Origin of the sequence: Natronincola ferrireducens, from assembly GCF_900100845.1 — a bacterium.
GTDB lineage: Bacteria > Bacillota > Clostridia > Peptostreptococcales > Natronincolaceae > Natronincola_B > Natronincola_B ferrireducens.
On sequence record NZ_FNFP01000001.1, the window covers coordinates 636,385 to 660,423 of the forward strand.

21 protein-coding genes are annotated in these 24,039 nt (G+C 35.0%); 17 read left to right on the forward strand and 4 right to left on the reverse strand.

The genetic code is table 11. The features are described from left to right. Positions 1–40 precede the first annotated feature (40 nt). The 3 genes from BLS22_RS02865 to BLS22_RS02875 are packed head-to-tail and all read left to right on the forward strand — an operon-like array spanning position 41 to position 1,353. Positions 41–355 carry a hypothetical protein gene (locus BLS22_RS02865; protein WP_090550057.1) on the forward strand — a complete coding sequence of 105 codons (315 nt, stop codon included), beginning with the start codon at positions 41–43 and terminating at the stop codon, positions 353–355. An 8-nt stretch (positions 356–363) separates the two neighbouring features. Further along, positions 364–972, forward strand: coding sequence for a molybdenum cofactor guanylyltransferase (locus BLS22_RS02870; RefSeq protein WP_090550060.1), 609 nt, complete (start codon positions 364–366; stop codon positions 970–972). Positions 973–990: 18 nt separating this feature from the next. Beyond that, complete coding sequence (locus BLS22_RS02875) at positions 991–1,353, forward strand: Asp23/Gls24 family envelope stress response protein (protein WP_244269440.1); 363 nt, start codon at positions 991–993, stop codon at positions 1,351–1,353. 59 nt (positions 1,354–1,412) lie between these two features. On the opposite strand, the gene BLS22_RS02880 is transcribed toward BLS22_RS02875, so the two are convergent. Together BLS22_RS02880 and acpP are read right to left on the reverse strand one after the other, a co-directional pair. Continuing rightward, positions 1,413–1,754 carry a hypothetical protein gene (locus BLS22_RS02880; protein ID WP_143011236.1) on the reverse strand — a complete coding sequence of 114 codons (342 nt, stop codon included), beginning with the start codon at positions 1,752–1,754 and terminating at the stop codon, positions 1,413–1,415. 163 nt (positions 1,755–1,917) lie between these two features. Then, complete coding sequence (acpP, locus tag BLS22_RS02885; protein ID WP_090550067.1) at positions 1,918–2,148, reverse strand: acyl carrier protein; 231 nt, start codon at positions 2,146–2,148, stop codon at positions 1,918–1,920. Between the two features lie 254 nt (positions 2,149–2,402). Between acpP and cuyB the strand changes: the two genes are divergently transcribed. From cuyB to BLS22_RS02915, 6 genes are all read left to right on the forward strand, one after another. Further along, entirely contained in the window at positions 2,403–3,113 is a 711-nt protein-coding gene (gene cuyB, locus BLS22_RS02890; protein WP_090550068.1) for a cysteate racemase, read from the forward strand. A gap of 326 nt (positions 3,114–3,439) precedes the next feature. Then, on the forward strand, positions 3,440–4,333 hold the full coding sequence (locus BLS22_RS02895; RefSeq protein ID WP_090550071.1) for a cation diffusion facilitator family transporter: 894 nt from the start codon (positions 3,440–3,442) through the stop codon (positions 4,331–4,333). A gap of 319 nt (positions 4,334–4,652) precedes the next feature. Continuing rightward, positions 4,653–6,266: a Na/Pi cotransporter family protein gene (locus BLS22_RS02900; RefSeq protein ID WP_090550073.1), complete on the forward strand. Its 1,614-nt coding sequence runs from the start codon at positions 4,653–4,655 to the stop codon at positions 6,264–6,266. Positions 6,267–6,433: 167 nt separating this feature from the next. Next, entirely contained in the window at positions 6,434–7,276 is an 843-nt protein-coding gene (locus BLS22_RS02905; RefSeq protein ID WP_090550076.1) for a cyanophycinase, read from the forward strand. Further along, the gene (gene cphA / locus BLS22_RS02910; RefSeq protein WP_090550078.1) at positions 7,273–9,939 is read left to right on the forward strand and encodes a cyanophycin synthetase; all 2,667 of its coding nucleotides are present in this window, start codon (positions 7,273–7,275) and stop codon (positions 9,937–9,939) included. Before BLS22_RS02905 ends, cphA begins: the two co-directional genes overlap by 4 nt. A 128-nt stretch (positions 9,940–10,067) precedes the next feature. Then, on the forward strand, positions 10,068–10,793 hold the full coding sequence (locus BLS22_RS02915; RefSeq protein WP_090550082.1) for an HAD family hydrolase: 726 nt from the start codon (positions 10,068–10,070) through the stop codon (positions 10,791–10,793). 142 nt (positions 10,794–10,935) lie between these two features. On the opposite strand, the gene BLS22_RS02920 is transcribed toward BLS22_RS02915, so the two are convergent. Next, on the reverse strand, positions 10,936–12,006 hold the full coding sequence (locus tag BLS22_RS02920; protein ID WP_244269441.1) for an FAD:protein FMN transferase: 1,071 nt from the start codon (positions 12,004–12,006) through the stop codon (positions 10,936–10,938). Positions 12,007–12,262: 256 nt separating this feature from the next. On the opposite strand from BLS22_RS02920, the gene BLS22_RS02925 reads away from it, so the two are divergent. Further along, positions 12,263–13,009 carry an FMN-binding protein gene (locus BLS22_RS02925; protein WP_090550087.1) on the forward strand — a complete coding sequence of 249 codons (747 nt, stop codon included), beginning with the start codon at positions 12,263–12,265 and terminating at the stop codon, positions 13,007–13,009. A 53-nt stretch (positions 13,010–13,062) separates the two neighbouring features. On the opposite strand, the gene BLS22_RS02930 is transcribed toward BLS22_RS02925, so the two are convergent. Next, complete coding sequence (locus BLS22_RS02930; RefSeq protein WP_176762025.1) at positions 13,063–13,533, reverse strand: GNAT family N-acetyltransferase; 471 nt, start codon at positions 13,531–13,533, stop codon at positions 13,063–13,065. Positions 13,534–13,703: 170 nt separating this feature from the next. On the opposite strand from BLS22_RS02930, the gene BLS22_RS02935 reads away from it, so the two are divergent. The 7 genes from BLS22_RS02935 (at position 13,704) to BLS22_RS02965 (ending at position 24,007) form a co-directional block, all read left to right on the forward strand. Continuing rightward, positions 13,704–14,546, forward strand: coding sequence for a L,D-transpeptidase family protein (locus BLS22_RS02935; RefSeq protein ID WP_090550092.1), 843 nt, complete (start codon positions 13,704–13,706; stop codon positions 14,544–14,546). A 127-nt stretch (positions 14,547–14,673) separates the two neighbouring features. Next, positions 14,674–15,120, forward strand: coding sequence for a hypothetical protein (locus BLS22_RS02940; RefSeq protein WP_090550095.1), 447 nt, complete (start codon positions 14,674–14,676; stop codon positions 15,118–15,120). A gap of 151 nt (positions 15,121–15,271) precedes the next feature. Then, positions 15,272–16,678 carry a Trk system potassium transporter TrkA gene (gene trkA / locus BLS22_RS02945; RefSeq protein ID WP_090550097.1) on the forward strand — a complete coding sequence of 469 codons (1,407 nt, stop codon included), beginning with the start codon at positions 15,272–15,274 and terminating at the stop codon, positions 16,676–16,678. Beyond that, on the forward strand, positions 16,629–18,077 hold the full coding sequence (locus BLS22_RS02950) for a TrkH family potassium uptake protein (RefSeq protein ID WP_090550099.1): 1,449 nt from the start codon (positions 16,629–16,631) through the stop codon (positions 18,075–18,077). Before trkA ends, BLS22_RS02950 begins: the two co-directional genes overlap by 50 nt. A 104-nt stretch (positions 18,078–18,181) precedes the next feature. Next, a complete protein-coding gene (locus BLS22_RS02955) occupies positions 18,182–20,599 on the forward strand; it encodes a homocysteine S-methyltransferase family protein (protein WP_090550101.1) in 2,418 nt (805 codons plus the stop codon). A gap of 115 nt (positions 20,600–20,714) precedes the next feature. Further along, positions 20,715–21,083, forward strand: coding sequence for an FMN-binding protein (locus BLS22_RS02960; protein WP_090550103.1), 369 nt, complete (start codon positions 20,715–20,717; stop codon positions 21,081–21,083). A 245-nt stretch (positions 21,084–21,328) separates the two neighbouring features. Next, complete coding sequence (locus tag BLS22_RS02965; RefSeq protein ID WP_090550105.1) at positions 21,329–24,007, forward strand: ATP-binding protein; 2,679 nt, start codon at positions 21,329–21,331, stop codon at positions 24,005–24,007. Positions 24,008–24,039 lie beyond the last annotated feature (32 nt).

The following is a 24,039-nucleotide window of genomic DNA, read 5'->3' on the forward strand; positions in this document are numbered from 1 at the left end:
AACAAAGGTATTGGATTATAGGTTTGAAAGGTGTGGGTCTATGGGAACCTGTGGTTGTTCTAAAAAACAAATAAATGCTACACAACAATGTCCCCTATGTAAGGAAGAAGCCAAGTATATTTATTACTTAGCAGTGAGGCCTATAGTAAAGGAAAATTTACAAAGGCTGGTGCAGAAGGATAATTATTTCATCTGTAGAAACTCACAATGTGATGTCGTATTCTTTAACCAAGATGAAAATATTATTTTTTTAACACAGGATATCAATATGGCAGCAGACTTTCATGAGGTTTCAAAACCAAAAAGCCAATCCTGTAAAGAGGGATGTAAGGGATGCAATTCAAGTAAAGGGTGATGATAAATATGAAAAAAAAATCAATTTCAGTAGTAATCCTTGCTGGAGGCGGTAGTACTCGAATGGGAAGAAATAAGGCTCTGTTGCAATTAGGAAACAAAACGATGATTGAAGAAATTATTGATAAAGTCAGACCCTTATTTGATGAAATTATTGTAGTTACCAATAATCCTGAAGAATATCCTATGTTAAGGGATATACTATTTGTAAAGGATACTATAAAAACCGCACAAAAGAATTCTCTAGTAGGGATTTATACAGGTCTATTAACCAGTCAAAACCCTTATACCTTTATTATTCCTTGTGATATGCCCTTTATCAATTCTGAGCTTATTACCTATATGATCCATCAATTGGAGGAAGAGGATATCCTGATTCCCTTTGTGGAGGGACACTATCAACCATTACACGCCATATACGGAAAGAAATGTTTAGCTCCCATAAAAAAATTATTAGATAAGGAGCAATATAAAATTATTAATTTTTTTCCTGAGGTTTCAGTAAAAACCATATGTGATGAAGAAGTAACAAGATTTTCTAAAGATATGATATGTTTTTTAAATATCAATACCTATGAAAATTATTTAACCATAAAAGAAAACTGGAGTGGAATCTAAAAGATAAGAGGTGGAAAAATGTCAAAGGATTCAATGGAAATTTTAGGTGACAAAGGAAAAATAAAAATTGCTAGTGATATTGTTATGACCATAGCCCGTCATACTGCGGAAGAGGTAGAAGGGATTATCTCTATTAAGGGTGGATTACCAGGGAGTATAAGTGAACTTTTCGGCAAAAAAACCAGTAACAAAAAAGGTATAAAAATTGAAAATGAAGAAACTCAAGTAATAATCAACCTTTCTGTTGTTGTAGCATATGGGATAGTTATTCCAGAGGTTATTAAAAAAGTGCAGGAGAAGGTAAAGAGCTCTGTAGAGTCTATGACGGATATTCCAGTGTCTAGGGTCAATGTTTTTGTTCAAGATGTAAATATTACATAGCATTAAAAGATAAAAACAGGTAATTACCTGTTTTTATCTTTTAAATAGGATTAGATTTTTTAACAATCAGTATGATCATGGTGATGCTCATAGTACATCATTTTATGTTTATAGGCTTCAGCTTTATGGATGTAGGCCATATGCATGTGCATATAATACATCTTTTTCATATGTTCATAGTCATGACCCTCCATAGGCATACCAGGCATCATAGGCATACTAGGCATCATGGGCATACCAGGCATCATGGGCATATCAGGCATCATAGGCATAGCAGGCGTATGTCCTGGCATTGTAGGCATAGGCATAGCTGGTGTATGTCCTGGCATTGTAGGGTGATAGGGTCTTGGCATGCAATCTTCCATCCAAGGGTGTTTCATATTTTCTTTTTTCGTTTCCACAGAAAAACCTCCTATATTATAGATTTGTGTGTTTAATTTTCTCTCTTTGTTATAGCATATGAAACCCCTCATATTTGGAAACTTGACCATTGAAAAAATGAATAAAATCTTCCCAATAAAAAAACCACCTGTTACTTTCTACAAGTGGTTATTCTTCAAAACCTTATTTGTTGCTTTCAACGTATTCGACGATATCGCCGATATTTTTAAAACCTTCTGCTTCTTCATCAGGTATTTCTACACCAAACTCATCCTCTATTGCCATAATGATCTCCACTGCATCTAAGGAGTCAGCATTTAAATCATTTACCAATGAAGTAGCTGGTGTAATAGATTCTACATCACTGATACCTAATTGTTCTCCAATAATGCTTCTAACTTTTTCAAATGTCATAGTTTTCCCAGTTCGTTATACTCTATAACTCACTAGGAATTCACCTCCTCTAATAAGTTTTGTTGGTTTTTTATTGGTTTATACTATGTAATAACTATACCCTATATAGTATAGTCAAAAGTTTATATTTAGAATACCATAAAAGAAAAAAAAAGGGTAGATTTTATTTTAAAAATTTATGAAAGGAAATGCAAAAAAATTGGAGAAATAACAATAATAAAATTATGAAGGTTTAATAGGGAGGATTAAAATAAATGAGAGAAAAAATAATAGGTATACTAGGAGGCATGGGACCAGAAGCCACCTACGATATATTTGGAAGAATTATCAAGCTTACACAAGTGAAAAACGACAGTGACCATATTCGAGTTATTATTGATAGTAATTCAAAAATACCAGACCGTACAAAGGCAATATTGGGTAATGGAGCTAGTCCTATAAAAGAAATGATAGCTACAGCACAAAACCTACAAAAAGCTGGAGCTGATTTTGTTATTATACCCTGCATGACAGCCCATTTTTTTATTGAAGAAATACAAAAATCTATTTCTATTCCTATTATAGATGGACTAGAAGAAACCAATAGGTATATTGATAAAAATTATTGTAGTGCCAACAAAATAGGATTGTTAGCCACCACTGGAACCATTGAAGCTCAATTATTTCAAAAAAGCCTACAGGGAAAAACTGTAATTTTACCCGATAAAAAATTACAGGAGGAAGTAGTGATGGATACTATTTATGGAGAAAATGGAATAAAGGCCGGTAATACCTCTGGGGAAACCCTAAATAGACTTATAGAAGTAGTTAAAATCCTACAAAACGAGGGAGCTGAAATGATTATTGCTGGATGTACTGAGGTGGGTTTGGTAATAAAACAAAAGAATATAGATATTCCTTTAATTGATCCCCTAACAGTACTTGCTGAAAGGGCTATAATCTTAGCGAAAAATATAGAAAAGTGAATTTGTTACAGTTTGGTAAAATATTGGGAGTAGTATCCTTTAAAATTAGAATCTATTAAACACTATTGTTGATTTTCATATTCTATGAATTCTTCAATTCTGTCAGTTCCGGGTGACAATCCCTCGATATCTTGTCATAGTTTTATTTATACAATATCAACATCTATCTTTAACGTAACATAAAATTAAAACCCACACTATTATTAATTGATAATAAAAATCAATGGTACTATATATTTAATATCAATAAAAATAAGGGTTTACAAACTGTTCAATTGAGAATAAAATGGTTATATGACAGTAAGTGACCATTAGGAGGCATTAATATGAAGGTAAACCCAAAAGAAGCTTTTTTTAGTAATAAAGTTAATAGAGTTATTGTTATTACTATCATTATGAATTTATTTTTAGTAATAGCCAAAATGATAGGAGGCTACTTTGCAGGTAGCAAAGCCCTATTAGCAGATGGGCTCCACTCTGCCTCCGATGTTATTACTTCCTTAGGTGTTATTATAGGAGTAGGTATAGCTAAAAAACCAAGAGACGATGAACATCAATACGGTCACGAAAAGGTAGAGACAATTGTTACTTTTCTTCTAGCAATAGTGTTACTATACACAGGTCTAAGGATAGGTATTGTTTCAGGGTCTTCTATACTCCATAGGACCAGCATTATACCTGGAAAATTTGCATTGTATACGGCTTTGTTTTCCATTGCTGTTAAGGAAGTACAGTATCAAATTACATTTAAAGTAGGTAAAGAGATGAAAAGCAGTGCTCTTATAGCAGATGCATGGCATCATCGGTCAGACGCCCTATCATCCATAGCAGCATTTATTGGAATTGTAGGAAGTCGTGTAGGCTTTCCGATATTAGATCCTATAGCAGGGATAGTTGTTTCCTTTATTGTAATGAAGGTGGGGTTAGAAATATTTAAGGATTGCTTTCAGCAATTAATTGATGTATCTATTCACTTAAAGGATTTAGAGGGAGTAAAAAAATCGATTTTACAACAAAAAGAGGTGGAATATATCAACGATATTCGCACAAGAAGACATGGTTCAAAGGTATTTGTAGATGTGAGGGTAGCGGTAGATCCAACAATGGATATTTATAGGGGTCATTGTGTAGCGGTGGAAGTAGAATCCATCATTAAAAAAGAAGTGGAAAACGTAAAGGATGTGATTGTACACATAGATCCGTCTTCCTCTACCCAATAGAAAAATAGATAGGATAATTAAGTAGACAACGGAAAGTTTGATTTATAACTTTCCTGTTGGTCATTTATACACAGTAAAAAAGCAATCAAGAAGATTTTTATCCTCTTGATTACTTTTTTGTAGGATTTATAGTAATTATTGAGGGGCTTTGGTATAATAGCAAACAACTAAGGTATTTAAGTTCCATAAAATTACATATAATAAACTTAACAAAAACTTAACACAAAGTTAACACATTAGCTATAGAAACAGTATAATATTTATAATTGTGTATAACATTAAAAAAGAGCTTTCTAACCAAAGAAGAGGGAGGATATTGATGGAGATACTGTTTGGAGTGCTGGGAGGTTTAGGTTTATTTTTATATGGAATGAACGTTATGAGTAATGGACTGCAAAAGGCTGCCGGAGACAAGTTGAAGTCTATTATTGGCCTGTTAACAACTAATCGGTTTATGGCAGTTGTTGTAGGTGCAGTTGTTACAGCTATTGTACAGAGTAGTAGTGCTTCTACTGTTATGGTGGTAGGTTTTGTAAATGCTGGAATGATGAAGCTAACCCAAGCTGTTGGTGTTATTATGGGAGCAAATATTGGAACTACCATTACAGCTCAAATCATCACCTTTAAAATCGAAAAATATGCACCTATTATTGTTGGACTTGCTGTAGCTGTATGGTTATTTGCTAAAAATAGAAAGATAAAGCAATTGGCGGAGGCTTTTATAGGCTTTGGAATATTATTTATTGGACTGAAGTTTATGGGAGATGCCTTGAGACCTTTAAGGGAGTATGAGGCCTTTAGGCATATGCTGATCAGCTTTGGGGAGAATCAATTTTTAGGAATATTTGCAGGATTTATTATTACCGTAGCAGTACAAAGTAGTAGTGCCTCTACAGGTATATTATTGGCCTTAGCTATAGAGGGACTTATTCCTATAACCTCTGGTTTACCTATTTTATTTGGGATTAATATGGGGACAACTGTGACTGCTATGTTATCCAGTATAGGAGCCAGCAATACGGCAAAGAGGGCAGCTGCCTTCCACTTCCTCTTTAATTTAGTGGGAACCGTTATATTTATTGCTTTTCTTCAAGGACCAACCTACAGGCTCATTACTTACTTAGATCCTGTACATGTACCACGACAAATAGCCAATGCCCATACTTTCTTTAACATAACAACTACGTTGATGCTGTTACCGTTTTCGGGGATACTTGTAAAGATGGCTAAAAAAATTGTGCCTGGAGAAGAAGAGACAACCCATGGTGTCAAATATATAGACAACCGTATTTTAAATACCCCCTCTATTGCTACCGCCAGCGCCATTAGGGAAACACTACACATGGGTAAAGTAGCAAGGGAGTCTTTTAAGAATGCCTTTGATGGCTTTGTTAATAACGATCAAAATAAAATAGATGAAAGCTTTAAGCTTGAGAAGGTAGTGAACGAGTTAGAAAGGGAGATGTCGGCCTATTTAGTAAGCTTGTCCAATACCAATGTTTCTCAGGATAATCGAGAAACTGTTAATGGTCTATTCAATACTATCAATGATATTGAAAGGGTAGGAGATCATGCAGAAAACATTGCAGAGCTAGCCCAATATAAGATAGATAATCAATTATCCTTTTCTGATACGGCTATACAAGAGTTAAAAGAAATTGCAGAAACCACCATGGAGGCCTACAGCAATGCTTTAACTGCTATGAAAACCTTAGATGCCAGTTTAGCTATGAAGGTGGTAGAGATAGAAGAACAGGTGGATTTCATGGAAAGAACATTAAGAGCAAATCATATAGAAAGATTAAACAAACAATTATGTGTACCTACTTCAGGGGTTATTTTTCTAGATATAATTAGCAATCTAGAGAGAATAGCAGATCACTCATCTAATATTGCCATGGCTGTATTGGATAAAGCAAAAAATAAAAGATAAGCCATAGCGAATTCAAAACCACCCTTTATAAATATTATTTATAAAGGGTGGTTTTTGTTTGCTCAAAAATAGAAAAAAATAGAAATTTATTTATAGATGACAACAAAATTGAATATTTAGAAGACGAAGGGATAAAATAAAAATAGTTTAATTGGAAGGGGTACGTTATGGCAAAAGAAGAAAATGTCCAATTAGTAATCATTGGTGGTGGAGAAGATAAAGGAACTGATAAAGAAATATTAAAGAAAGTTGTTGAGTTATCTGGAAAACACAAAGCTAATATTGCGGTAATTACCACTGCCACCAATTATCCTCTAGAAGTAGGGGAGGAGTATAAAAGAATTTTTTATGACTTAGGTGTTGATAAAGTAGACACCATCAATATTTTAAGTAGAAAAGAAGCCAATCAAAAACAAGTATTAAGAAGTCTAGATGATGTAGACTGTGTTTTTTTTGTAGGGGGTGACCAATTAAGGATATCCAGTATACTGGGGGGAACAGCGTTTCATAACTATATACAAAACCGACTGGAGGAAGGCTTGATTGTGGCAGGAACCAGTGCTGGTGCCTCAATGATGAGTGAAGTCATGGTGGTGGAGGGTGATGAAGAAGATGCCCCAAGAAAATGCACTGTAAAATTGGCTCCAGGAATGGGATTTTTAAAAGGGGTTATTATTGACCAACACTTCAACCAAAGGGGAAGAATAGGGAGATTGTTAGGGGCTGTAGCACAAAATCCCTACACTCTTGGAATAGGAATTGATGAAGATACAGCGATTATCATCACCGGTGAAAAGGAGATAAGAGTGATTGGATCTGGTGTGATTACGATTGTTGATGGAAAAAATATAGGGTACACCAACATTTCTGAGCAATATCCTGATGAGCCCTTAGCCATTACCAATGTTAATGTTCATATTTTACCAACAGGTTATAGATATAGTTTAATAAATAGAATTGCAATCATCAATGAAGGGCTGACAAAAGAAAAAGAGGAGGACCATAAATGAAACTATTGAGAGTACAGGTATATACTGGCAGAAATATATATGCTCATTTTCCTATTGTTAGAGTAGACGTAGAATTAGGAGAATATGTAGATATACCTACATGTGACATAGAAGGATTTAATGAGGGACTTATCGGATTATTACCTGGTTTAAGAGAACATAAATGTAGTAATGGGCTTCAAGGAGGATTTGTAAAACGGTTAGAAAGAGGCACCTATCTAGCCCATGTAATGGAACATATAGCTTTAGAACTTCAAAAACAACTGGGGTATGACTTGAAGTATGGAAAAGCAAGGTATTTAGAAGGTGACTCTATTTATTATATTGTGTACGAATACAAAGATGAAATAGCAGGCTTACATGCAGGAAAATTAGCCTTTGATATTATACAGAGTTTATTAAAAAGAGAAAAATTAGATTTATCGGAAAGATTACAGGTTATAACATCTGCAATTGTTAAAAATCAATTAGGACCCAGCACTGCTGCTATTATAGAAGAAGCAAAAAAAAGAAGAATTCCTGTCACACGAATTGGGGGCAATAGTTTACTACAGTTGGGTTATGGAAGGTATGGTGAAAAAATTCAAGCTACTATTACTGAACATACCAGTTGTATCGCAGTAGATACTGCTGGTGATAAAGAATTAACTAATTCTATATTGAGAAATTATGGCATTCCAGTTCCAGAAGGCCAAGGTGTAGAAACCTATGGGGAAGCAAGGGCTGTTATTAAGAAAATTGGTTTTCCAGTAGTGATTAAGCCTTATAATGGCAACCAAGGAAAAGGGGTATCTTTAAACCTCACTTCTTTAAAGGAAGTAAAAAAAGCCTTTATAATTGCAAAAAAACATAGTAATCGTGTATTGTTAGAGAAATATATCCCTGGAAAGCATTATCGCATTGCAATAGTAGGGGAAAAAATGGTTGCCGCATCAGAACGTATTGCAGCCCATGTTATTGGTAATGGAATAAACACAATTAAAGAATTAATTGATATGGAGAATCAGAACCCTGTAAGGGGGGAAGGACATGAAAAGCCTTTAACAAAAATAAAAATTGATGATGTAATGATGCTGTTGTTATCCAAAACAGGAAGGACTTTAAATAATATACCAAATAAAGGAGAAATCATATATTTAAGGGAAAATGATAACTTAAGTACAGGAGGAACAGCTATTGATGTGACAGATAAAGTTCATCCAGACAATGAAAGAATGGCAATCCATGCTGCTAGAACCATAGGCTTAGATGTAGCAGGGGTCGACATAACTACACAAGACATAGGAAGATCTATGGTAACAGATAGGGGAGCTATTATAGAAATCAATGCCTGCCCTGGTATTAGAATGCACCATTATCCTTCAAAGGGTAAAAGTAGAAATGTAGCAAAGGCAATTGTAGATAATCTATTTCCAGAAGGCGAAAAGTATACGATACCCATCATTTCAGTAACTGGAACCAATGGTAAAACGACTACAACTAGAATGCTGGGAAAAATTTTTAGAGAAACTGGCTTGACGGTAGGCATGACTACTACTGGAGGTGTTTATATACAGGATGAGGAGATAGTAAAGGGTGACACAACCGGCCCCCAAAGTGCCCAAACCGTCCTAATGGACAAAAGGGTAGAGTTTGGCGTCTTAGAAACTGCTAGAGGAGGCATTGTAAATAAAGGTTTAGGATATGATTTAGCTGATATAGGTATTATTACCAATATAGGAGATGATCATTTAGGCATAGATGGTATTAATACCCTAGAGGAAATGGCAGATGTAAAGGCTTTAGTAGTTGAAGCTGTAAAAAAAGAGGGTTATGCTATTCTTAATGCAGATGATCTTTACACCCCTAGAATCGCTGAAAGAGTAAGGTGTAATATCATTTATTTTGCCAAAGATATAGCCAATGAAACTATAAAGCATCATATGGCCTGTGGGGGAAAGGCTGTTTATTTAAAGAAAAAAACCATTTGTATTTATGATGGAATAAAGGAAATACCTGTAATTAAAATAGATGAAATACCCGCCACCTTTGGAGGAGTATTGGAGCATAATATAGAAAACAGTATGGCAGCCATAGCTGGAGCCCATGGGTGTGGTGTAGAGCCGAAGGTTATATACAATGCTCTAAGTCAATTTTATACAGATACTATTAACAATCCTGGTAGATTCAATGTCTTTGATGTGAAAAACTTTAAAGTTGTTATTGATTATGGTCATAATATTGATGGGTATATGAAGGTACTAGAAGGATTAAAAAAAATGAAGGCTGGTAAGCTAGTAGGTATAATAGGTGTACCGGGTGATAGAACCGATATAAGTATTTTGAAGGTAGGGGAAATCTCTGGACAATATTTTGACTATGTTTATATTAAAGAAGATAAGGATTTAAGAGGAAGGAAACCTGGAGAAGTGGCAAACATCATGAAAAAAGGATGTAGCTTAGGTGGTCTCAATGAAAATGCAATGGAGATTGAACTGTGTGAAATTAAAGCCCTGAATAAAGCTATGGAAACTGCAGAGGCTGGAGATATTATTATCGTCTTCTTCGAAGAATATCAACCTCTTGTCCAAGCTATAGAAGCTTATAAAAAGAAAGGAAACATGAATACTTCTAAGCTGATAAAATTAAAAAGAACCAGCAATATAGCAAATGTTAGCCCCTAAATAGGGGCTCATTTTCTTTAGGAAAAACTATAGTTGTAATAATTTCTTAAATTATATATTATATTAAATAAAGATTTATTACAGATTTTGGCTATATATCTGTAAATTTTCAGAGAGAAGGGGTTATCATGAAAAATATTGCTGCATTTTTTGATGTGGATGGAACCCTCTATAGGGATTCCTTAATGGTAGAACACTTTAAACGATTGATTAAATACGAAGTAATAGATCCTAGCATTTGGCACAATGTTGCAAAAAAAACCTTCCATAATTGGGATAAAAGACAGGGAAATTATGAGGATTATTTATTGGATGTAGCAGAAATTTATTTAAATTCTATGAAGGGTCAAAATAAGAACCATATTGAATTTATAACCAATCAAGTCATTAATATAAAGGGGGATAGGGTATATCGCTTTACCAGAGATCGAATAGAGTGGCACAAAGCGCAGGGACATAAGGTTATATTTATATCTGGAAGTCCAGATTATTTGGTGTCAAAAATGGCTGAAAAACATGGTGTTACCGATTATAGGGGAACTAGGTATGAAGTAAATGAAAGCAATCACTTTACTGGAGAAATATTACAAATGTGGGATTCCGATAGTAAGCATCAAGCTATCTTGGAATTTGTAGAGAAATATGATATAGATTTAGACAAAAGCTATTCCTATGGAGATACTAATGGAGACTTTTCTATGCTAAAATTGGTGGGTAATCCTATAGCCATTAATCCTGCAAAGGAACTGGTTTTAAATATTAAAGGTGATGAAGAGTTGAGGAAAAAGGTTACCATCATTATAGAAAGAAAAGATGTAATTTATCAGTTAAGGGCAGATGTGGAGATACTATGATAAAAATAATGTAGGTTGCTTTTAGCAGGTTAAGGCTAAGGTTGAGGTGAAGAAGAAAAAATTTTTGGGCAGACGATAGAGGGCAGGTAAATACAAAAGGAGTAGTAGAGGTGTTAAAAGCTCTACTACTCCTTTTGTCTAGTTAATTTGCATATTGATAGGCTTCGTTCATTAGAGATATTTTATCCTTTACGTCGGATGTAGTATACACAAGTTTTTCTTTGGTAACAAAAATCCCCTCTACACCAGGAAGAGCTTCTATAAATTTAAGGCCTTCCTCTAGTCCCATAACAAAGGCTGTAGTAGATAAAATATCGGCTTCTAAAGCGGTTTTAGCTACAATAGTAACACTGGCTAAGTTGTTATCAGTAGGATATCCTGTAGCAGGGTTTATAATATGATGATAGTGTCGACCTGTTTTAGGATCTATAAAATACCTTTGATAGTCTCCAGAGGTAACGATAGAACCCTCGGTTAATTCAATCCCTGCCATAACGGTATTTGTGCCTATTTCGGGGGTTTGAATCCCGATTTTCCAAGGAGTACCATCAGGCTTTGGACCAAGAACATAAATGTCTCCTCCTAAATCCACAAAACCACTATTAAAACCAGAGTTCTGTAAAATATTGGCAGCTTCATCTACAGCATAACCCTTAGCAATTCCACCTAAATCTATGGTCATATTAGGATCTTTGATAAATATTTTACTATCTTTGAACTCTAAATTCCTTAAATCCACATGATTTTTGGCTTCTTCTATCTCTGCTTCTGTAGGAATTTTAGGAGTATCATCGGCAGTGACTTTACTAATTCCCCATAAATCCAATAAAGCTCCTAAGCCGATACTAAAGGTACCATTGGTTACCTCGTAATAATCTAAAGCTTTATGAATTACCTTTAATGTCTCTGGAGATACTTCTACAGCCTCAACTCCAGCATTTGCATTAAGACGATAGATGTCACTGTTCTCTATGGTTGTACTCATTGTATTTTCAATATCGGTGATACGACCATATGCAGAAGTAAGGGCTTCATTACCCTTTTTTGGAGAAGAACTATATATCTGAATGTTACCTAAGGTACCTAAAACAAATTTGGTCTCTCTTAGTAGTTCAGGAGTACTGTCACTACAAGCTGTCAATAACAAAACTAAAGCTATCAGTAATATAAATAGTTTTTCTTTATAATTTATAAATTTTCTAATGATAAACACCTCTCCTTCAATATCCATAATTATAGCAAGGCTAAAATAAAATGTAAAGGCTACAAAAAGCTGTTCCTTGCTACTAAGTAAAATCTTACATTATAAACCCTGGGGTTTCAAAATGCTTATTTCGATAATTTATATTATTAGATAAAAAATATTTGTTACCAATGATTAAAAAAATCTATTGAATTTAATTATCGTTTGTTATATAATTAACTTACAAATAAAAAATACATATAAAATATTGAAGGGAGAAATAAAAATGAAAAAAGTGTTAGTATTACTTTTAGCCATGATGATGATAATCAGTTTAATTGGTTGTTCAACTCAAACATCAGCTGATCCAGAACCAGGTGATGAGACGGGAGAGGTAGTAGAAAACAAATATGTAGATGGTACCTATGTAGGATTTGATAACGCTGGAGAAAAAAGCTATAGTAAAGCAATTGTAACAATAGAAAATGATAGAATTGTAGGGTTAGAATTAATTGGGCTTACAGATATGGGGGAAGTGAAGGGTGAAGCTTATCCATACGAGACTTTCCATCAAGCAAAGGCAGCTTTAACAGAAGCCTTCATAGCTGCTAATGGAACAGAAGGTGTAGATGTATTTACTGGAGCTACAAGTTCCTACAATGGTTGGAAGCTTGCCCTAGAAAGAGCTCTTGAAAAAGCTTTAGTTGAGCCTGCCAGTGACAATGTATACTTTGATGGTACATTCCATGGGGCTACTGAGTTAGGTGAAAGAGGACGTAAACTAGCATGGGTAACCATTGAAAACGATACAATCGTTGACGTTGTAGTAAAAGAAACAAGATTTGTAGATGATAAAGAAGTATTCAAAGATGAAGAATATACTTTTGAAATCTTCCATGAAGCAGCAGAAGAAATGCCATTGAGATTTATTGAAGCGAATGGAACAGATGTAGAAATTTATACCGGAGCTACAAGCTCAAGCACTGGATGGATTGAAGCTGTTGAAAGAGCCCTAGAAAATGCACAAAGATAATAGATTATAAATACAAAAACCTCTGATTCTTAAGATGAATCGGAGGTTTTTTGCTAAAAATAGTCCTTTGCATAAACGAAGGCCTTGTGTCCAGTTTTAAGATGATGTTTTACCTCTAGTAGAACATCAAAGCCATTTTTTCTATACACATTTCTACCAGCCAAATTTTCCTCGTCAATGACGATAAAAACCCTTCTTAAAGGATACCCTTTTTTTCTATAATAATTTTCAATATCCTCTATACAAAGGAGAAGTAAAGTATTGCCGTAGCCTTTACGCCGATTTTTTTTATTAGGTATAGACATTTGAAAGATTTCTACTAACCCTGAGGTAATTCCCTCCTTCATGGTCCATGTTATAGCTCCAATATTTTCTTCATCCTTATAAATCATTAGACTGCGATGAACCTCAGTACATGCTATGGCATACCTTTCAGCTAAATCCTGTTCCTTTCCATAATACTTTAAATAATCCTCTATAAAATAAGTTTTATCTTCTTTAGAAGCTAAGCGATACTGTAGCATAGAAATCCCTCCTTGTTGATAGTTCATACCCATATAGTGACAAAAGAACCTCTTTTTTATTCTAAAAGTATTGTAAATTCTTTAATTATCATTTTATTACACCATAATCATCGTAGCATTGTCAACTATTAGAAGGATTTAACGTATTATGGAGTAAGGAGGTATGTCGGATGAAAATAGCCAGTAGATATTTGCGACTTTTAGAGCCCTATATGTTTGGACCCGATGTGATGCATGTGGAGGAGAGGTTAACTACACTAGGTTTTTATGAAAATACCATAGATGGTATCTATGATGAACAACTATATGAATCTGTTAGAGCTTATCAAGGAGATTTTGGACTAACCCCTGATGGGATTGTAGGCCCAGATACATGGAATGCCATTGGATTAGATCCTGAAAAAAAATATCCCCTTCCAGAAGAAGGATATTCTATAGAAATTGATTTGGAGCAGAAAGTCCTTACCTTAAAGCAATTCTCAGAAACCATAGCAACCTATCCAGTAGCTGTCGGTAAACCATCTACACCTACTCCCGTAGGAGATTGGCAGATTATACAAAAAACCAGAAATCCAGGAGGAGCTTTTGGTACCCGATGGATGCGAATGAATGTTCCATGGGGAGGGTATGGTATTCATGGAACAAATGCTCCAGAATCTATAGGAACAGCTGCTAGTCATGGATGTGTTAGGATGTTTAATGAGGATGTTAATGGGCTTTATGATATTGTACCTTTAGGTACACCTGTAAAAATCACTGGGGAAGTTTTTACAGGAAGAGTATTGGCAATTGGCATAGATCCAGGTCCAGATGTGTTTCAAGTGAAAACCATCTTAACTGAATTAGGATATTATGATGGAGAAATAGATGGAATTTATAATGAAGAGACAGCGGAAGCTGTGAGGAATTTCCAAAAGGATTTTAATTTAGTGGCAGATGGTACAGTGGGGGTAGACACCTACGATGAACTACAATTAGCTAGAGATCAGTATTTAGAGGATAGAGAGCCATAAAAAACACGGGAGAGTTACAAAAAATCATAAATTTTTGTAATTCTCCTCTTATTTCTCCCCCAAATTTTATTTTCTATGGTAAAATATAAGAAAGTTTTATAGTAGTATTTACACAAGGAGGTTGGGAATGGAGCTAATCAAAGGGAAAAAAATGCTACTTGATAGGATTAACAAGTGTTTTTTTGAAACAATAGGTGTAGACGAAATTTTATTTTATGGTATTATAGATAAAGAGATTATTCATATGGTAATAGAAAAGGTTGCCCAAATGGACCAGGATGTTACTTTTAAAATTATTATTCCCAATTTACAGGACTTTGGATTGATTAACTGGTTTAGAAGTCACCAGAATCTCCATAACAATTATCAAATTAGAACCAATTCTAAATGTAGTAATCAGTACATTGTTATAGGAGATATGTTGATTTTCATATCAGGTACATCACCTAAAAAATATAACTTTATAGATGATGGGTTTCTTTGCATGATTGATAAAAAATCTAGTGAAAGCAATTTAAACCTAAGGGAAATATTTTTAGAAAAGTGGGGGGGCAGCTATGACTTATATTTATAATCTCATCGTCTAGTGTAGGAACCATAAATAACATATAAAGTTTCAAGAGAATCTACCTTGTTAATACCTCTGGCCGTCTGCCAGAGGAATTTATAATTGAAGATTCTTTTATTTTAATTATGGAATTGTTCACCCAGAAAGGAAGGAAAAAATGCGTATTATTATTGTTGGAGCTGGGAAGTTAGGCTATAAATTGGCAGAATCTCTGTCCCAAGAAGAAAATGATGTTATTGTTATAGACATTGATAGCGAGGTTTTAGAAAGGGTTAATGAAAATCTAGATGTATTGACCATAAAGGCCAATGGCGCCCAGTTGCAAGCCCTAGAGCAGTTGCATATAAATAATTGCGATTTAATTATTGCGGTTACTGGCAGTGATGAAACCAATATTTTAGTTAGTGTTACAGCAAAAAAAATAGGATGTAAAAAGGCTATAGCTAGAATAAGAAATCCTGAGTATGCCAACCAAGTGGATTTCATCAAGAGTCAAATGGGAATTGATTATATTGTTAATCCCGAGCTGGCAACCGCCAAGGAGATAGCCAAGGTCCTCTTAAAAAATCAAGGTATTTATATGGAGGATTTTGCTAAAGGAAAGGTAGCTATGGTGGATTTTAGAGTGGAAAATTTGCTATGGGTAGCCGGCAAAAAAATAAAAGACCTAAATATGACGGGTCCCCTATTGGTGGTGGCTATAGCTAGAAATGGGGAAATGATCATTCCTTATGGGGATACAGAAATATTATCAACTGATACCATCTATGTGATGGGACAAAAAGAAAGTATCAATGAATTTTCAAAGATCCATGGAGCTCCAACTGAAACCAAACCTGTAAAAAAGGTTATGATTTTAGGGGGAGGAAAGTCAGCTTACTATTTGGCCAATAAATTAACCTATAATGGTGTAGATATAAAAATTATCGAACAGGACAAGGAGAGGTGTAAGGCTTTAGCAGAATGTCTTAGCAGTGGCTTGGTGATTCATGGGGATGGGACAGATATTAATCTGTTGGTAGAAGAAAACATTTCTGATATGGATGCCTTTGTTGCACTTACGGGATTTGATGAAGACAATCTTTTAATTACCCTCTTAGCCAAACAGTATCGTGTCAATAAAGTCATTGCTAAGGTCAGTCGACCAAACTATATACCTATTATAGAGAGGTTAGGGATTGACATAGCAATAAATCCTATATTAATTACTGCTGGTGAGATCTTGAGATTTATTCAAGGTGGCAAGGTGATTTCTATTTCTCTGCTTTTAGGTGGTAAAGCTGAAGTCCTCGAAATTATTGCCCATCATGAATCAAAAATCGTTGGAAAAAAACTAGCCAATTTAGGATTGCCTAAAGGGATTATTATTGGATCTATTGTTCATGAAAATAAAATAATCATTCCCGATGGTAACTCTATTATTCAGCCAGGGGATCGCGTGATTGTATTTTGCCTACAATCAGAAGTGGCTTCCCTAGAGAAGTATTTTTATAGGGCTAAAGGAGGACTAATCAATGAACTATGGCATGGTTGTAAAGGTATTAGGAAATCTACTTCTATTTGAAGCGGCTGCTCTGGTAGTACCCTTATTTGTTTCCCTTTATTATAGAGAACATAGTGCCTTAGCCTTTATGTATACCATATTAATTTTGATTGTTGTAGGAGGCTTGATGGCTAAAATCCCTAATCCTTCAAAAAAAATAAGGTCTAAGGAGGGATTAATCATTGTAGCTGCTGGATGGGTTTTTGTCTCTTATTTTGGAGCACTACCCTTTACGTTATCAGGAAGTATTCCCTCTATGGTAGATGCGTTTTTTGAAACGGTTTCAGGTCTCACCACTACAGGAGCTACTATTATTAATGACATCGAGGTGTTACCTAGGGGAATTTTATTTTGGCGTTCCTTGACCCACTGGTTGGGAGGAATGGGGATTCTAGTATTAACATTAGCTGTATTACCGGCCATTGGTGTTGGAGGCTTTCAGATTTTCAAGGCAGAAAGCCCTGGTCCAGTATCGGATAAGCTAGTTCCCAGGATGAGGAATACTGCAACTATTTTATATACAGCATATTTAGGTCTTACAATATTACAAATAATTTTATTGTTACTCGGGGGCTTAACCCTTTATGAAGCAGCTATCCATACCTTTGGGACGGTGGGTACTGGAGGGTTCTCCATCTATAATACCAGTATTGGTGCCTATAATAGTAGTTATGTAGTTATGGTTATAGCTATATTTATGATAGCCTCTGGTATAAACTTTTCCCTCTACTATGAATTGTATAAAAGAAATTGGAGGGAAGTCATCTACAATTCTGAGCTGCGATTATATTTATCTATTATAGGTATTGCTACCCTATTGATTACCTTGAACCTATACGGCAGGATTCATGGAGGATTATTTGAAACCTTTAAGCATGCACTGTTTCAAGTCGCATCTATAACTACAACAACAGGCTATGCTACGATGGATTATGAAATATGGCCCTCCTTTAGTCAAGGTATTATATTTATATTGATGTTTATTGGAGGATCTGCAGGATCTACAGGGGGGGGCATTAAGATAATCCGCCATCTTATTTTATTAAAGTTGGTTATTAGAGAAATATCTAAAATACTTCATCCTAGGGCAGTTATTCCCATAAGAGTTAATGGAAAAATGATATCTGCAGATGTAATAGCTGGAGTTACTAGCTTTTTCTTTCTATACTTATTACTGTTAATGGGGGGAACCCTACTGATTTCTTTAGAAGGTGTAGATCTATTTAGTTCTCTGACTTCAGTAGCAGCCACACTGGGGAATATAGGGCCGGGCTTCGGAGCCGTTGGTCCTACACAAACCTATAGCGCATTTAGTGTACCCAGTAAGCTTTTACTTTCTCTCATGATGTTGTTTGGTAGATTGGAATTATATACGATATTTATACTTTTAATGCCTACCTTTTGGAAGGAGCGGATTTAAGCAGCTGAAATGCTGCTTTTATTTTTTTAAAAAAATGTTAAAATAAAAGATAACATTGTTGAAAAAAATTGAAAACTTTATAAATAGTTTAGGAGGGAAGGTCAATGAAAAAAACAAATTTTATAAATAGATTAAAGGATAAAATACTGGTTTATGATGGGGCTATGGGGACAATGCTGCAAAAAATGGGTTTATCCACCAATGAATGTCCAGAATTGTATAACCTCCATCATAAAGAAGTGATAAAAGAAATTCATAGACAATACATAGAAGCTGGGTGTGATATTATCCAAACCAATACCTTTGGAGGAAATAAAATTAAGCTTTCTTCCTATGGACATGGAGATTTAGTAGAGGAAATAAATAAACAGGCGGTGATCATTGCTAGGGAAGCTGCAGGGGAAGAAGGACTGGTGGCTGGAGATATCGGTCCTACAGGAAAGCTCCTTTATCCCTTAGGAGAAGTAACCTTTGAGGAGGTCTATGATGGGTTTTACCAGCAGGCCAAGGCTTTGATAGAAGCTGGTGTAGATATAATCAATATTGAAACCATGTCGGATATTAGGGAGGCTAAGGCGGCTGTCATGGCAGTAAGGGATATAGGAGATATTCCTATTATCTGTACTATGACCTTTCAAGAAAATTTACGAACCTTAACCGGCTCAGATCCCGAGACAGTGGTGACTATTCTAGAGGCAATGGGAGTGGATGTGATAGGTGCCAATTGTGGCTTTGGTCCAGAAATGATGGTTGAAGTTTTAAAGAGGATGCAACAGGTAAGTCAAAGCCCTTTAATGGTTCAACCTAATGCCGGCTTACCTAAGCTGGTGGATGGACAATCTATATATGACATGACTCCAGAAAAAATGGTGAACTATGTTGATGATCTTGTGTTGGCAGGTGCCAATATTATTGGGGGCTGCTGTGGTACAACACCCCATCATTTGCGACTTATTGTAGAAAGAGTTTCCCACCTGAAACCGATACCAAAGAAGAAAATAACCTTCTCTAAACTGGCAAGTGGTACCGATACCCTTCTGATAGGAGAGGGACATCCTACTAGAGTGATAGGGGGGCATATTAATCCTACGGCAAAAGACTATTTAATCCAAGCCATTAAAGAGGAAAATATGGGGATATTAACGGAACATGCAGTAAAGCAGGTGGAGGCAGGAGCCAATATTATTGGTATTAACCTTGGTGTAAATACCCAACAGGAAAGTAGAATGATGAAAAAGGCAATTACTGAAATACAACAGGCAGTGAGGGTGCCCCTTTCAATTGATACCGTCAATTATGATGCTATGGAGGAGGGCTTAAAGGTATATAATGGTAAGCCTTTGCTGAACTCCACTAGTGCTAAGGATGATGCGTTAAATAGAGTGATAAAGCTGGCGAAGGGATATGGTGCTTCTATCGTTGGGTTGACATTGGATGAAAATGGAATACCTGAGAGGGCGGAGGACAGGTTTAAAATTGCAGAAAAGATTGTTAGGACAGCTGTGGAGCAGGGCATAAGAAAAGAAGATATATTTATTGATACACTAGTATTGACAGCAGGAGCTCAACAGCATGTAGCGCTAGAATGTTTAAAGGCCATAAAGCTGGTAAAGGAAAGACTAGGGGTTAAGACCCTATTAGGTGTGGAAAATATCTCCCATGGTTTACCCAATCGGGGGATGTTGAACAATACCTTTTTAGCTATGGCATTGGAGGCAGGGTTAGATCTTCCCATCATCAATCCTTATTATCAAAGTAGTTGGTACACCATTAAAAGTGCCGATGTTCTTATGGGGAAGGATAAAAATGCAGAGGATTTTGTCCAAAGATTTAAAATAAGCAATAATTCCGATACCAAGATAAAGTTAGAAGATAAAACACCTATAGAAAAGAAACCTCTGGAAGAATTGATGTGTATTATAAAAAATGGAGATAAGAAGAGGGCCCTTCCTAAGGTAGAGGAATTGATTGCCGATAATATCCAACCTATAGATATTATCAATGGAGGCATTATTCCTGCTTTAGAGGAGATAGGAGAAAATTATGAAAAACAAATATATTTCCTACCTCAGCTACTATTAGCTGCTGAGACGGCCCAGCATATATTTCAGGCTGTCAAAGGACATGTAAAGGAAACCACTGACAATTCCCTAGGTACCTTGATAATTGCCACTGTCAAAGGAGATATACATGATATTGGAAAAAACATTGTTTCTATTATGCTGGAAAATCACGGTTTTCGTGTCATAGATCTAGGAAAAAATGTAGATAATGAAGCTATTATAGAAACCGCTATTAAGGAAAGGGCAGACATCATTGGGTTAAGTGCTTTAATGACTACAACTATGCAAGAAATGAAGAACATTTCTAATCTATTAAAGAAGAAGGGGATAGAAATACCCATCATGGTGGGAGGGGCTGTTGTAACAGATGGCTATGCCAAAGAGATAGGAGCCCATTATGCTGCTGATGCTATTCAGGCTGTGAAGGTAGCAAAAGCTATTATGGAGGGAAAGATGTAATGATGCTTAAAAAATTCTTAATATTACATCTTTGTAAGGAAGACTAGAAAATTTATATAAAATCTCGTATAATAATGGTTGTTACGACATAATTAAGTAGACAAGGAGGAAAAAAATGAAAATAGTAAAAAAAGGACTAATAGCTCTATTAGTTTTAAGTATGTTACTTTTAGTTGCTTGTAATTCACAATCAACTGGAACTGCAGAGTCATCATACAAGGATGGCACATACACTGGAGCAGGTACTGGATTTGGTGGAGAGATGGAAGTAGAGGTTGTTATTGAAAATGGAAGTATTACTGGGTTAAATATTATCTCCCATGGTGAAACACCAGGCATTTCTGATCCAGCCTTTACAGGTATTGAAGAGCAATTGCTAGAAAACCAAGACACTGAGGAAATTGATGCTATATCCAATGCAACTAGAACCAGTGAAGGTTTAATTGAAGCTATTCAAGATGCTTTAAGTAAGGCAGAAAACTAAAATAGAGTATGCAAATATGGAGGGTAGTATGTCTCAAGGAGATATACTACCCTTATTTATGCTTTATGGGAAAATCATGAATAATTTACTTATATAAATGTGTAACATTTTAAAGGAATTTTTATAAATATATGGAATATAGAATTTGAAGAAAATTTCACGAAAATTTTAAATAATAAAATTATAAAATGGATGACAAAACAAATGGGGTTTGCATAAATCGATGATGTTAGGGGGGTAGCAGGATGGACTATCAATGTTGGTATGAGTTTATAGAAGAAGGCAAGCTATCTATTGAGGTTGAGGGGGACATTGCAAACTCTTGGAAGATTGCAAGGGCCAATAGAGTTTCCCATACAAGCCCATATAAAGAGGAAGGGATAGATGAAACATTTATTAATAAATTAACAAATCAACATCAGCAAACTATTAAACTCACAGAGGAATACATAGAAATCATTTCTAAAGGGCTGGAAAGAGAATCAAGCAAAGAAAAGTTCGGAATGCTACTGCTGAATAGTGAGGGCTACCTACTATACTGCTGTCATAATTTTTCCAAGGAGCAGGAAAGCTTTCTTGGCTTAGAAATAGGATCAAATTGGAAACTACAAAAAAGGGGTACAACAGCCCAAGGAATCACTTTAATGGAGAATAGATCAGCAGTAGTAAAACATCATCAGCACTATCAGCAGCGCTACCACTCCTATACCACAGCAGCTTTTCCTATACAAAATTCTTATGGGGAGTTGGTTTGTGTTTTAGGTGTTGTGTCCTCTAATTCCCAATGCTGTGAAATAATGAAGGCTATGATGATAATGGCAACAAAAGCTATAGAAAAAGATGTATTACATGTTACATATAAAAAGGAAGCAAAGGAATTAAATAAAAGACTAAATAAACAAAACAAGCTTTATGAGACTCAGACTAATCTTTTAAACTTTATATTAAATCATACAAAAGAAATGGTTTTTATTATCAACGAAGAAGGAAAATATGTTTTATTAAATCAATGGGCTTGGAAATTTTTAAAGGAACATCAAGTCTATACCCTAAAAGACGTATATGAAAAGCTGGAAGTTTACGATATAAAAGGTAAAAGGATTATTATAGAAAAAGAAAGAATGTTTTCTATATTTACAAGTAATTCCATGAAGGATTATAAAATTATGCTAAAAGATAGGCCTAGTGGGGAAAGGTATTATCATCTCTACGTTAAACCCTATTACGACTATCACAATAGAAGGTTGGCTGTAGTAATTATTGAGGATATTACTGATTATATGTTATTGGATAAAATGAAAAGTAAATATGAAAGTAAAGCCCTTCAGCTGGAAAATATTATTAACACGATAACTGATGGCGTAGTGATATTTGATTACGAAGGAAAATGTATTAAAAAAAATCCTGCTTCTCAGGAGATGCTGACATGCTTAAAGGGAAGTGAAAAAGAGGGGCTAGATACCATCAGTATTTTATGTAACGATACTATCAAACAAAAGAAATGCTGTAGTATGGTTGATGAAAAGGGAAAATCCATTACAATTCATCAGTATGCATTAAATAAAGTTCGGGAAAGAAAGACCTTTCAAAATGAAGTCTATACAGTAAAAAGTAATGGGAAAAAACATTTTATTCGCTTGAATGGGAGCCCTATTTTTAACAGAGAAGGTAAGGTGGAACGTATTGTTGTTAGTTTCCATGAGATTACAAAGTTAAAGGAACATGAAGCAAAGTTAAAACATCAAAAGGAATTTATTGATAATGTTATTAATGCTTTAGGGGTTCCAGTGGCTGTTTTAACATATCCAGATTACACCTATGAATTTGCAAATGATACCCATATTGAATTACTATGTAGAATTGTTGGTAAAGAAATAAATCCTCTTAAACTAATAGGAGAAAAGGTTTCAGACATATTACCTGCTGTCGTTGAACATTATTCAGATAAAGAGATGGAAGCCATTTTAAATTCTCCTAACATCCCTTGGCGGAAGATGCTGTCTTTAAATACATTTAATGGAGCAACCCTCTATTATCAAATAGCACAAACTGCCCTTAAAAATGAAAATGATAATAAAACTCGGATTATTATAGTAGGTATGGATGTAACATCCCAAGTAAAGCTTCGAAAGGAAGGGGAGGCCTTGACAAGGGCAAAGGAGGATTACTTTGCTACCATATCCCACGAGCTTCGATCTCCTGTCACTGTAATTCATTCGGTGATGCAATTACTGAACAGTCAGTATTACAGCTATAAATTTGATGATAAAACAAAGAATTTATTAAAAAAAGCAGAAAAAAATAATCAACGGCTGTTGAGACTTGTCAATAACTTTTTGGATATTAGCCGAGCTGAAGCAGGATTTATGGAGGTAAATCTACAGGAGGTCAATCTTGTTCAGCATACAGAGCTGATTATAGAGTCTATTTTGCCAATAGGCCATAAAAAAAATATCGATATACAATTTCAACAGCAGTGCAAAACAGAGAAAATTCCTATAGATATTGAAAAATATGAGGGGGTTATGTTAAACCTTCTATCAAATGCTATAAAATTTACAAAGGAAAAGGGTGAAATTAATGTATGCCTTAAAGAAGAAGAGGACCATATAAACATAAAAGTAAAGGATAATGGTATAGGTATTCCGAAGGTAGAATTAGATAAGATATTTGATAGGTTTTACATTTCTGCAAACAATAAAAAACGAGAAAATCGTGGAACGGGAATAGGCCTTTCTCTAGTAAAAAAACTGATGGAGCTTATGGAGGGAAAGATAGAGGTCTTCAGTGAAGAAGGGGAGGGAAGTGAGTTTATTCTGGTTTTCCCCAAAAAGAGAGGAAAGAAAACAGTTAAATCTAGGGTAGATAGTTCGCCTCAATTAATTGAAAAAATATCTTTAGAGTTTTCTGATATACAGCAATAATAAGCAAGCCTAAACCAGTTGACAAAATACCA

Coding starts and splice junctions, on each gene's coding strand:
- BLS22_RS02865 (WP_090550057.1), top strand. CDS start 41: ATGGGAACCTGTGGTTGTTCTAAAAAACAAATAAATGCTACACAACAA.
- BLS22_RS02870 (WP_090550060.1), top strand. CDS start 364: ATGAAAAAAAAATCAATTTCAGTAGTAATCCTTGCTGGAGGCGGTAGT.
- BLS22_RS02875 (WP_244269440.1), top strand. CDS start 991: ATGTCAAAGGATTCAATGGAAATTTTAGGTGACAAAGGAAAAATAAAA.
- acpP (WP_090550067.1), bottom strand. CDS start 2,148: ATGACATTTGAAAAAGTTAGAAGCATTATTGGAGAACAATTAGGTATC.
- cuyB (WP_090550068.1), top strand. CDS start 2,403: ATGAGAGAAAAAATAATAGGTATACTAGGAGGCATGGGACCAGAAGCC.
- BLS22_RS02895 (WP_090550071.1), top strand. CDS start 3,440: ATGAAGGTAAACCCAAAAGAAGCTTTTTTTAGTAATAAAGTTAATAGA.
- BLS22_RS02900 (WP_090550073.1), top strand. CDS start 4,653: ATGGAGATACTGTTTGGAGTGCTGGGAGGTTTAGGTTTATTTTTATAT.
- BLS22_RS02905 (WP_090550076.1), top strand. CDS start 6,434: ATGGCAAAAGAAGAAAATGTCCAATTAGTAATCATTGGTGGTGGAGAA.
- cphA (WP_090550078.1), top strand. CDS start 7,273: ATGAAACTATTGAGAGTACAGGTATATACTGGCAGAAATATATATGCT.
- BLS22_RS02915 (WP_090550082.1), top strand. CDS start 10,068: ATGAAAAATATTGCTGCATTTTTTGATGTGGATGGAACCCTCTATAGG.
- BLS22_RS02925 (WP_090550087.1), top strand. CDS start 12,263: ATGAAAAAAGTGTTAGTATTACTTTTAGCCATGATGATGATAATCAGT.
- BLS22_RS02930 (WP_176762025.1), bottom strand. CDS start 13,533: ATGCTACAGTATCGCTTAGCTTCTAAAGAAGATAAAACTTATTTTATA.
- BLS22_RS02935 (WP_090550092.1), top strand. CDS start 13,704: ATGAAAATAGCCAGTAGATATTTGCGACTTTTAGAGCCCTATATGTTT.
- BLS22_RS02940 (WP_090550095.1), top strand. CDS start 14,674: ATGGAGCTAATCAAAGGGAAAAAAATGCTACTTGATAGGATTAACAAG.
- trkA (WP_090550097.1), top strand. CDS start 15,272: ATGCGTATTATTATTGTTGGAGCTGGGAAGTTAGGCTATAAATTGGCA.
- BLS22_RS02950 (WP_090550099.1), top strand. CDS start 16,629: ATGAACTATGGCATGGTTGTAAAGGTATTAGGAAATCTACTTCTATTT.
- BLS22_RS02955 (WP_090550101.1), top strand. CDS start 18,182: ATGAAAAAAACAAATTTTATAAATAGATTAAAGGATAAAATACTGGTT.
- BLS22_RS02960 (WP_090550103.1), top strand. CDS start 20,715: ATGAAAATAGTAAAAAAAGGACTAATAGCTCTATTAGTTTTAAGTATG.
- BLS22_RS02965 (WP_090550105.1), top strand. CDS start 21,329: ATGGACTATCAATGTTGGTATGAGTTTATAGAAGAAGGCAAGCTATCT.